Source organism: Verrucomicrobiota bacterium (assembly GCA_016871535.1).
Taxonomy (GTDB): Bacteria; Verrucomicrobiota; Verrucomicrobiia; order Limisphaerales; family SIBE01; genus VHCZ01.
In genome coordinates, this window is record VHCZ01000007.1 from 52,101 (window position 1) to 61,551 (window position 9,451).

The 9,451-nt window shown below is 59.6% G+C and carries 9 protein-coding genes; 3 read left to right on the forward strand and 6 right to left on the reverse strand.

Annotation, left to right across the window (positions count from 1 at the left end):
- Positions 1–64: 64 nt before the first annotated feature.
- Together FJ398_02165 and purD are read right to left on the reverse strand one after the other, a co-directional pair.
- The gene (locus tag FJ398_02165) at positions 65–1,294 is read right to left on the reverse strand and encodes a hypothetical protein (protein ID MBM3836763.1); all 1,230 of its coding nucleotides are present in this window, start codon (positions 1,292–1,294) and stop codon (positions 65–67) included.
- 6 nt (positions 1,295–1,300) lie between these two features.
- Positions 1,301–2,593 (reverse strand): phosphoribosylamine--glycine ligase, encoded by a 1,293-nt coding sequence (gene purD, locus FJ398_02170; GenBank protein ID MBM3836764.1) that lies wholly within the window; start codon positions 2,591–2,593, stop codon positions 1,301–1,303.
- A 464-nt stretch (positions 2,594–3,057) separates the two neighbouring features.
- On the opposite strand from purD, the gene FJ398_02175 reads away from it, so the two are divergent.
- Positions 3,058–3,972, forward strand: a complete 915-nt coding sequence (locus FJ398_02175) for a hypothetical protein (protein ID MBM3836765.1) — start codon at positions 3,058–3,060, stop codon at positions 3,970–3,972.
- A gap of 19 nt (positions 3,973–3,991) precedes the next feature.
- Here the strand turns inward: FJ398_02175 and FJ398_02180 are convergent, their stop codons facing one another.
- The 4 genes from FJ398_02180 to FJ398_02195 all read right to left on the reverse strand — a co-directional run bounded on the left by FJ398_02180 (position 3,992) and on the right by FJ398_02195 (position 6,464).
- Positions 3,992–4,462, reverse strand: a complete 471-nt coding sequence (locus FJ398_02180; GenBank protein MBM3836766.1) for a dam-replacing family protein — start codon at positions 4,460–4,462, stop codon at positions 3,992–3,994.
- 30 nt (positions 4,463–4,492) lie between these two features.
- Complete coding sequence (locus FJ398_02185) at positions 4,493–4,804, reverse strand: hypothetical protein (GenBank protein MBM3836767.1); 312 nt, start codon at positions 4,802–4,804, stop codon at positions 4,493–4,495.
- Positions 4,805–4,980: 176 nt separating this feature from the next.
- The gene (locus FJ398_02190; GenBank protein ID MBM3836768.1) at positions 4,981–6,174 is read right to left on the reverse strand and encodes a hypothetical protein; all 1,194 of its coding nucleotides are present in this window, start codon (positions 6,172–6,174) and stop codon (positions 4,981–4,983) included.
- A gap of 11 nt (positions 6,175–6,185) precedes the next feature.
- Positions 6,186–6,464, reverse strand: a complete 279-nt coding sequence (locus FJ398_02195) for a 4a-hydroxytetrahydrobiopterin dehydratase (protein ID MBM3836769.1) — start codon at positions 6,462–6,464, stop codon at positions 6,186–6,188.
- Between the two features lie 458 nt (positions 6,465–6,922).
- On the opposite strand from FJ398_02195, the gene FJ398_02200 reads away from it, so the two are divergent.
- Together FJ398_02200 and FJ398_02205 are read left to right on the forward strand one after the other, a co-directional pair.
- Positions 6,923–7,387, forward strand: a complete 465-nt coding sequence (locus FJ398_02200) for a hypothetical protein (protein MBM3836770.1) — start codon at positions 6,923–6,925, stop codon at positions 7,385–7,387.
- Between the two features lie 723 nt (positions 7,388–8,110).
- Positions 8,111–9,241 carry an aldo/keto reductase gene (locus tag FJ398_02205; GenBank protein MBM3836771.1) on the forward strand — a complete coding sequence of 377 codons (1,131 nt, stop codon included), beginning with the start codon at positions 8,111–8,113 and terminating at the stop codon, positions 9,239–9,241.
- Positions 9,242–9,451: the final 210 nt, after the last annotated feature.

Consider the following 9,451-nt stretch of genomic DNA (forward strand, 5'->3'; position numbering starts at 1 on the left):
CCGTCGTTAACTGAGGGGATACGCCAGGACGCCAAAGGTGCGGTGAAGAAAGTCCAGCAGGCACTCAGCGACGCGGAGCCTTCGCCATCGCCAGGCCTTTCAACACGTCCAGCGCGCGCGCCAAAGCCGGATCCTGGATGATCGATGCGGGGGGCGGCTCGTTTGGGGAGGCGAGCGCATTCTCGCCTTCAGGCTCCCCTTGCCTTTCACGAATGAGGCTCGATTCGTCCCGCCTCGGCCGCGAGGCACCTCCTGTTGCCAAAGCGTTGAAGGGATTGTCCAAATATGATTTCTCCGATTCGAGACGGACTTTCACGAGAATGTCCGGCGCGATGCCCTCTTCGGAGAGGAGTTTCCCCTTTCCAGCCTCGATCCGCCCCGCCGCAATGCCGATCTTGTGACCCTGGCTGAGGGGAAACTGTCTGAAGGCGTGGGTGTGCCCCGCCGTCGGACCGCCCACGACCAGTCCGGTCCCCGCCGACCGCAACGCCGCGACGAACGCTTCCGCAGCGCCAGCCGTGGCCGGATTCACGAGCAGGATCAACGGCAAGGAAATCGCGTTCGTTTTGTCCGTGGAACGCAAAGCCGTGTCGCCCCACTTGAGCAGAGGCTGTTCATTGCTCATGAAGAGGTCGGCCAGCTTTGCAGATTCCGTGTAATCGTCTCCGGCGGCAAATCGAAGATCGAGAACCAGTCCGCTGAGTTTGTTGCTCGATTGCAGTTGCCCGAAGGCCTTCAAAAAAGCCTGGGCCGTTCCCTGGCGGACTCCTCCGAGACGCGCGTAGGCGTAAGCGCCATCGAAAACTGCGGTCTTGGTCAGGGAATCGTCTCCCGATGACGGACGCGCGTCGGGCGCGTTGGTCAGCAAGATGACTTGAGTTCGAAGCTGATGCACGAGGCCCAACACCGCCGCGCGATTCAGTTCGGTCTCGGTGACTCCGCTCAAATTGGAGCCGATCAGGCTGTAAACTTCCTGGAATTGAGGAAGCTCCTGGGCGCCCGCCGCCCGCTCGCCCGCATTTCCCGACTCCGCCAGGGCGAGAAGCAAACCAAGAATCAGAGTGAGAATTCCCCAATTGGAATTCGCGCCTTGCCGCCGTGAATCCGGTAAGGACGCGTTCCACCGCGTCCCTGATATTCTCCTCCACCTTGCCGAAATCAGGGACGGAGTGGAATCCGTCCCTACCGAGTTCGTGGGGACGGACAGCAGGCGGAAGCTCCCACAACAGCCGCCATGCACTGGCCCTGGAGCCGCGGGCCGAGGCAGCACTTTCCTGCTCGTAATCCTAATCATAATCGTTCATCGCAGCGCCTTGGCCGCAATATCGCGGCGGAAATGCGCGCCGTCGAACTGTATTTTCTCCACCGCCGCGTAGGCATTCCTCTGCGCGACTTCCAAACTCGGCCCCCAGGCCGTCACACCGAGCACGCGCCCACCGCTCGTTACGGTCGTGTCGCCTTGCCGGACTGTGCCCGCATGAAAGACTTTCGTATTCGGCAGGCTGGCCGCCTCGGCCAATCCCCGGATCGCTTTGCCTTTGGCGTAGCTGCCGGGATAACCGCCGGAAGCCATGACCACGCAGACGGCGGCGTCCGTCTTCCAGCGCAAGGTGTGCTTCGCGAGCGTGCCGTCAATGCTGGCTTCCAGCAAATCGACCAAATCGTTTTCCAATCGGGTCAGATAAACTTGCGTCTCCGGATCGCCAAAACGCGCGTTGAATTCCAGAACCTTTGGCCCTTCTTTGGTCAGCATCACGCCCGGATAAAGAATGCCGCGGAAATCGATTCCCTCCGCCGCGCAACCCCGCAGCCACGGCTCCACGATTTTTCGCGCTGCCTCATCGCACTGAGTTGAACTCAGGAACGGCGCCGGGGAGTAAGCGCCCATCCCGCCCGTGTTCAGTCCCTGGTCGCCCTCGAGCGCGCGCTTGTGATCCTGCGAAGTGGGGAACACTCTCGCCGTGGTCCCATCGCAAAGGACGTGGAGAGAAATCTCCGTGCCTTCCAAAAACTCCTGGATGACGACTTGCGAACCGGCCGCGCCGAACGCCTTGCTCACCATGATTTCGTCGATGGCCCGTTCGGCTTCGGCAACACTTTGGCAAATGAGCACGCCTTTCCCCAGCGCCAGTCCGTCCGCTTTGACCGCGCAACGGCCGCTCAGCTTCGCCGCGAATTCCCTGGCTGTCTTCGGCTCCGCGAAGGTTCCGGCTCTGGCCGAAGGAATGCCGTGCCGTTCCATGAATTGTTGCGCGAACACCTTCGACGACTCGAACCGCGCGGCCTTTTGGTTCGGCCCCCAAATGCGCAAACCGTGGTTCTGAAACAAATCCACGATCCCCAGCGCCAGCGGATTGTCGGGCCCGACGACCGTCAGGTCCGCTTTTTTGTCCTGCGCGAGCGCCAGCAGTTTCGGCAAATCCTCCGCGCCAACGGCCACGCACTCGACCGGCGATTGATTTTTGGACAGGTGTTCGTCTGCGATGCCGGCGCTGCCCGGAGCGCACCACATCGCGGAGACGCGCGGCGACTGCGCCAGTTTCCAAACCAACGCATGCTCGCGCCCTCCGGACCCAATGACCAGGATCTTCATCTGCCGCGATTGAATCAGGAAACGGAACGTAATCAAGTGGCCGCACATCGCGCCATTATTGACCCCTGTGTGACCCATGTTACTCTTCGCCCATGAAAACCATTACGATCCGGGACTTGCGCCAGCGCTGGCCGGAGACGGAAAAGAGGTTGCAGGCGGAGAATGAACTCCTCATTGAGCGACAAGCCACTGCGGCAACCGAGGCGGGCCTCGAGGTTGTCCGTCCAGGGGCGTGATCGATTGGCCGCCGGTGATGGTTTCGCCCAAAGGGATGCAGCAGCGCCGTCGCCGTTTCACGGTTGCTTTGGCTCTGCAAGTGATGGCGCCGAGACAACTGACGCTGTGGCCCCGATATCGCATGGACAGGCGGCAGGGAGTTGCTTAGATTGGCGACGTGATCGTTGATGGTTAAATATCACTCTTTGGGACACGAGCCTCGCCCTCCGTTCGCCTGCCTTTAGTTTATGCCTGATTACACTCTTGTGACGTTGACTGATACCGATGGCAGCCTGGCCGCCATCGCTCCGCAACTCGGCGGCTGGCTGCTGCGTTATGCGCGCCCCATGCCAGGACACGGCCTGGTCGAAGCACTGCATTGCTCGCAAGCCGTGATCGACCGCTATCCGCGCGAGATGTACGCGGGCAACCCGATCTTGTTTCCGCTCGTCAGTTTCAACCATGCCTCGGGCAAGGACCATCACTACGAGTGGAACGGCCAGGTGTATCCCATGCCCCAGCACGGGTTCGGACGGAGATCCAGGTGGACCGTGGTTCGCCAGGACGCGGCTGCCGTGAGCCTGGAACTGACCGCCAATGAAACGACGCGGAAAGATTATCCCTTCGCCTTCTGTCATCGCCTCACCTACCGCCTGGCGAATGGACGGTTGCACTGGGAGCAAGTGGTCGAGAATCGGTCGCCGGACGCGATGCCGTTTGCGACCGGTTTTCATCCGTACTTCGCCGTGCCGCTCACGCCGAAAAGCGAGCGCGCGGATTGTTTCGTGGAAATTCCCGAAGCCAAACGGATGACGATGCACGACCGCGGCGCGTCCTTTACGGCGAAGCCCTTCCTGGCGCAGAACTGGAGCGTGCAGGAAGACGTGGCGGACACGCTTTTCCTGGCCGGATTGAAGAAATCCGAATTGGTCCTGGTGGATCCCGGCAGCGAACTGGAAGTCATTCTGAATTTCGAAGACGCGCCGCAGCACCGCTTCGTCGCGCTCTGGGCCAAGACGCCGGAGGAACCGTTCTACTGCATCGAGCCGTGGACCTCGCTGCCGAATGTGTTCACGCGGGCCAAAGACCGCGAGCTGATTCTCCTGGAACCGCAGAAAACCTTCCGCGCCGCGATGTGGATGGAATTGCGGAAGATGGCGTGATTAATCCGCAGGGCGACGCTCAAGTCGCCACTGGTGCGTAGCCTGCCTGGAAGTGTGTGGCGAGTCTCCATACGCCTCGCTGGACGTGTTCCAGAACTCCTTGGTTTCGCAAAACTTGAAGTTGTTGACGTATCTTCTCCTTAATGTGGCTGTTCGTCGGATAAAGAGTTCTCAGTTCGCTTTCCAGTGAGTATGCCTGCTTTGTTGAGAAGCCTGTCCACTCACGCACTTGAATAAGACGCAGCACATCAAGAGTCCATCCACGCTGAGTAGTCGACAAGGTCTGCAGTGATTTCAACCGACTGTAGCTATCTCGGACCATGGACTTCTCCAGGAACGCTCCCTCAATTATTACTGGAATCCTGGCTGCCGGAGGAATGTTCTCCAACTGGATGTTGCATCCAATCCATCCAGCCCGCCTTGCAGTCGCGGCCAACGGCTTCCGTTTCAGGATTGCCGAAACGGAGAACGCATAGTGCGGCACAAGCAATAGGTTCTTTGCAGTCCACGTTTCTGAATCTTAGTGAAGTATAAAAAGGTTCGGAACTCGGCCTGATTTAATAGAGTCGATCATAGCAGCATAGCCAGCGTCCGGAATGCTCCCTCGAATTGGCGAAGCTTTGCTCTTCAGTTGAAACAACAGAGTGCAACCTGGACAGTAAAAGTCGATCGCCTTGGTGTTTGTCGGAGTAGCCACTAGTTTGTCGGAAGGGCAGCTTGGGTAATAGAGGTTTTCCCGCGCCCATTGTTCGGAGATCACTCGTACTTTTTGGGTTGGGCTCTTGAAGGAATCTCCAACGCGCTCCAGCATCGCGATGTTATGCTGAGTCATGATGCCCGCTCGTCACGGTTCGAGGTTGCGCAGGGTTCGCCGCGTCTTCAGTGCGTGCATGCACACCTGCTATCTGGAAGTGATTACTGTTGCGAGAGCCAGTGAACGCATGGCTTATGAAAAGCGACTCGCGATTTTCGGGCAAGGGTAATCCTGTTCAAGTTTCAGCGACGATTTCAGTTCGCGCCATCCACGCTGCGGCAGCGCAGGGGCGACAACTGGCTTCCCGTGCGCTCCTCGAACTCTTTCGCGATCTCCCGGCAGAATCTTTGCGCTTCGGATTCCTTTACAAAGTTGATGGTCGCGCCGCCGAAACCTCCGCCGGTCAGCCGTGCGCCGAGACAGCCCGGTTGAACCCGCGCGAGATCGACCAACAAATCCAATTCCGGACAACTGTTTTTGAAAAAATCGCGCGAACTGGCGTGGCTCTCGAACAACAGTTGCCCCAGTTGAGTCAGGTCGCCTTCCCGAAGGGCGCGCCCGGCACAAACGACGCGGCGGTTCTCTCCCACGATATGATAGGCGCACTGGTATTCGCGCTCCGTTAATTTGGATTTGTTGGCCTCCAGTCGGGCGGCATTGACCGCGCGAAGCGAGGCAGCGCCCAGACCGCGCGCGGCCGATTCGCATTCGCGGCGCAACGCGTTGTAAGCACCGTCGCTCAGGGCGTGTTTCACTCCCGAATCACAGACGATCACCGCGACGCCCGGCGGCATCGGCAAGTGCTCCACGGTCAAGTGCTGGCAATCGATTTCCACCAGGTGCCCCTCCTTGCCGAACAAACAGGAAATCTGGTCGAGCGATCCGCAATTTACGCCCACGAACTCGCTCTCAGCGTTGCGGCACACGCCGGCCAGAGCCAGCATTTCCGCCTTCGCGAGCGGCGGGAGTTCTCCTCGAGAATTGCGTTTCGGCGGCACGGCCAGTCCGCTCGGATTCAGAGTAAACGGGAAGAGACGCCGAATCGACAGCGTGGTCGCGATTTCCAGCGCGGCCGAACTGCTCATGCCGGCGCCGAGCGGAATCGTGCTGTGAATCGCGGCGTTGAACCCGGTGAAATTCACCTTGCGCTTGCGCAGTTGCAGCAAGACCCCTTTGACGTAATTCGCCCACGGGGCCGAATCGCCTTTTTCCAGACCGTCACAGGCAAATCGTTCTTTCTCCGGAAACGCGGATGACACCAGCTCGATCTGGCCGTCGTTGCGCGGCGCGGAGGCCATCTGGAGGTGCTTATCGACGGCCAGCGACATCACCAATCCTTGGTTGTAATCCGTGTGATTGCCCAACAACTCCAAACGGCCTGGCGCCTGGACGCTATGGACGGGCCAGGAGCCGAAGTGCTGCCGGAAGAGATTCTTGAGGTCGGTCACGGAGCGTCAGGTCACCCAACGAGGTCAAACTTCTCCGCGAGAGTGAAGTCTTTGTCGGTCAATCCGCCCGCGTCATGCGTAGTGAGCGTCAGGGTCACTTTGCTCCAGCGAATGTTGATGTCGGGGTGATGCCAGGCTTTCTCAGCGCTTCGCGCGACGGCATTCACGAATTTGATCGCCGCGGGGAAATCTTTGAACTGGTAGGTTCGCGAGATTGTTTTTCCGCGCTTTTTCCATTGTCGGACGGTGCGGAGCGCGATCTTGATCTGAGGCGGTGTTAGCTTCGGCATGGGTGAATGATAAGTGGATCGAGTGCGAAGTCGAGCGCGCGGGTCTGAATCGATCGTGGTCGGTTCATGGTCCGCGCACAGGGCTCGAAGTTCATGGAAGCCTTCCCTGTGGCTTTACCCCATGCCCACCGGAATAGCACCGCGTTGATACTCTCTCGGACCTCGACGTCCTTGATCGAGCCGGGTCAAGAAGAACTCGGTGGAGGTGCGCTGGCATTTCATGCAGGGCTGGCGATTCCGTCCACACCGAGGCGGGGCCGGCCTCCGATTGTTTAGGGAGGACGGTTTTGGCTTTGGCAGTTGGCTGATCATCACTGAACCGCAGATGGCATGGCGCGCGCAAGAGATCGCACAGATCGTACCCGCGAAAACCCGCGAAACCTGCGAAAGCTCCGTTTGACACGCCGATACCGAACCGATAGCCTGCGGTCCAATCCGGACCCTTTCGAGACAGCGCTATGGCATCCTGTTCTTCCGAACGCTCCGCGCGCCAGTCCAATGCTCACCTATTTGCCACGACTCATTGGAGCGTCGTATTGGCGGCCGGCCAAAGTCCTTCGCCGGAAACAGCCGATGCTCTGGAAGCGCTCTGCCGCACTTATTGGTACGCCATCTACGCGTACGTCCGTCGCCGAGGCTATGACCTCCATGATGCGCAAGATCTGACGCAACAATTCTTCGCCGACCATTTGGCGCGAAATTTCCTGAGTCACGTGGATCGCTCGAAGGGAAAATTCCGCTCCTTTCTCCTCGCGACCTTGAGCCACTTTCTGTCGAACCAGCGGCATCGCGCCCAGGCGGAAAAACGGGGTGGAGGCCGGCCGGTGATTTCCTGGGACGATGAGCACGCGGAAACGCGGTTTCTCCACGAGCCGGCCACCGGCTTGACACCCGAAAAAGCTTCGAGAAGCGCTGGGCGCTGACGCTTGTCAGCGGCGGCGTGAAAGTGGTGGAAAACCGGCGGTTTGAAATTCCGTTTTCTTCCGGGAGTCCCGGGCGGGGTGCAAGGTGTGAACCAAACGCCGCGGCGGGTTGAAGATTTCCAAAGCAAAGGATTGGGCGGTGGCGCCCCCCGCTCGCCGCGCGCTCCGCGCACTGAATCGCGGCGGCTTTGGACTCGACAAATCCCGGCGGCTGGGTTCTCCTACGACCGTTCCGAGGTCGTACCCAAAATAAGCCATCGCGCGTGCTTGTACTCTCAGCACGCTGGTCCCTCGGCAGGGAGGTGGGGTTGGTAGCCCACTTCATCCAGGATCAGGACTTGGGGCTCGGCCCGCCGAGATCGGAATCGTCCTGGTCCTCGGAGGATCGTCCGCCGTGACGGAGCCGATAGCTGCGGCCCTTGACTTGGATAATTTCGGCGTACGCGTATAGGGGTCAGAGATGACTATTGACACATTTGCCTCGCGTCTCTGCCAAGGCCAGGCGGGTCTCCCGCCAAACGGCCAAGTTATTTTTTCGCGGACCCTAACCTCTTTGCCAATGTTGCGCCTGCAATTAGCGCTCAACGCCCGAAGGTGAGCCCCCCCATCAAACAGTCGCTGCCGTGATTCGTTAACGGATCGAACAGATCGTGACAGATCATACGCCTGGCAAAACGGGCGTTGCGTCCAGGTGGCTTCTGCCTTTTCATTGGGAGGCATCTTATGGACGTTACTCAAACAGCTTTTGGGACCTGGAGCGGCGGACGGTACATGCATTTCGGCGAACCGCTGTCCGAAGAGCGCTTCGTCAACCTGATCCAGTATGCCTACCAGCGAGGTGTCCGCACGTTCATGACGGCGGATGTCTATGGCGCGGGCGCGGCGGATGAAATGCTCGGCCGGGCGCTGGCTGGCCTCCCGCGCGACTCGTATTGCTTGGTCGGCGCGATCGGCCATGATTTTTACAAAGGCGCACGCGCCGGCGCGAAGGGTTACCCGCGTTTCACGGCGACCCACAAGGCTGGTGACTACTCCGACTACCTGCGGATGGCGGCGGAGAAATCTCTCGCCCGCTGCCACGCGGACCGTTTCGATCTGCTGTTGCTGCACAACCCGGATTTCACCGGCTACACCAGTGACAAAGTGTGGGACGCCCTGAATAAGCTCAAGGACGACAGCCTGACGGACCGCCTTGGCGTCGCGCCGGGCCCGGCCAATGGATTTACGCTCGACGTTCTTCTGTGCTTCGAGCGCTTCGGTCCGTTGCTCGATTGGGCGATGATCATTCTGAATCCGCTCGAACCCTGGCCCGGCCACTTGGTGCTTCCCGCGGCCGTGAAGCACGGAGTGAACCTCATCACGCGGGTGGTCGATTACGGCGGACTATTTCACGACGACGTGAAGCCGGGACACAAATTCGGCCAACAGGATCATCGGGCGTTCCGTCCGGCGGGCTGGGTTGAAGCTGGCTGCGAGAAGATGGATCAAATGCGTGAAGTTGCGGCGAAGCGCAAGGCCACCATGCTTCAACTCGCTTGCCTTTGGAACCTGTCGCAACCTGGCGTGAGGAGCGTCATCCCAACTCTGATTCAGGAAGCTGGTGCAAACACCAAACCAATCGAGGCCAAAGTTGATGAATTGGCGTCGTTGCCGGAGGTCAACTTGAGCCCAGACGAATGTGAATTCATCGGCAGGATCGGCGACAACAAGGGATGCATGGAATTGAAGGGCGCGAACCTTGCCCACGTGGGCGAGCCGCAGCCCGATCGTTGGGGTCTCACGCATGATCATGAACTCGTGGCCAAACGCTGGGGCATCGATGCCAATGCCGATCTGATTTGCACGCACAAATGATTTGAAACCTTTCGCCCTGATGCCGCGTATTACGCAGCAGGCCTGAGGTTTAGTTGCCTAAGTGGTCCGTTTCGTAAATACGCTCACGTTCGTTGCGCCCAATTTGGCCTGGGGCAAGGCGCGACGAGCGAGCATCCCCCGCCAGTGGGGCTGTGACCGAGGAGCAACGCAGCCCCAGGCAAAATTCGGCGCAACCCGAAGGGCGGCAGT

Excerpts from the sequence above, each read along its gene's own strand:
- purD (MBM3836764.1), bottom strand. The coding sequence starts at position 2,593 with ATGAAGATCCTGGTCATTGGGTCCGGAGGGCGCGAGCATGCGTTGGTT.
- FJ398_02205 (MBM3836771.1), top strand. The coding sequence starts at position 8,111 with ATGGACGTTACTCAAACAGCTTTTGGGACCTGGAGCGGCGGACGGTAC.
- FJ398_02175 (MBM3836765.1), top strand. The coding sequence starts at position 3,058 with ATGCCTGATTACACTCTTGTGACGTTGACTGATACCGATGGCAGCCTG.
- FJ398_02185 (MBM3836767.1), bottom strand. The coding sequence starts at position 4,804 with ATGACTCAGCATAACATCGCGATGCTGGAGCGCGTTGGAGATTCCTTC.
- FJ398_02165 (MBM3836763.1), bottom strand. The coding sequence starts at position 1,294 with ATGATTAGGATTACGAGCAGGAAAGTGCTGCCTCGGCCCGCGGCTCCA.
- FJ398_02195 (MBM3836769.1), bottom strand. The coding sequence starts at position 6,464 with ATGCCGAAGCTAACACCGCCTCAGATCAAGATCGCGCTCCGCACCGTC.
- FJ398_02200 (MBM3836770.1), top strand. The coding sequence starts at position 6,923 with ATGGCATCCTGTTCTTCCGAACGCTCCGCGCGCCAGTCCAATGCTCAC.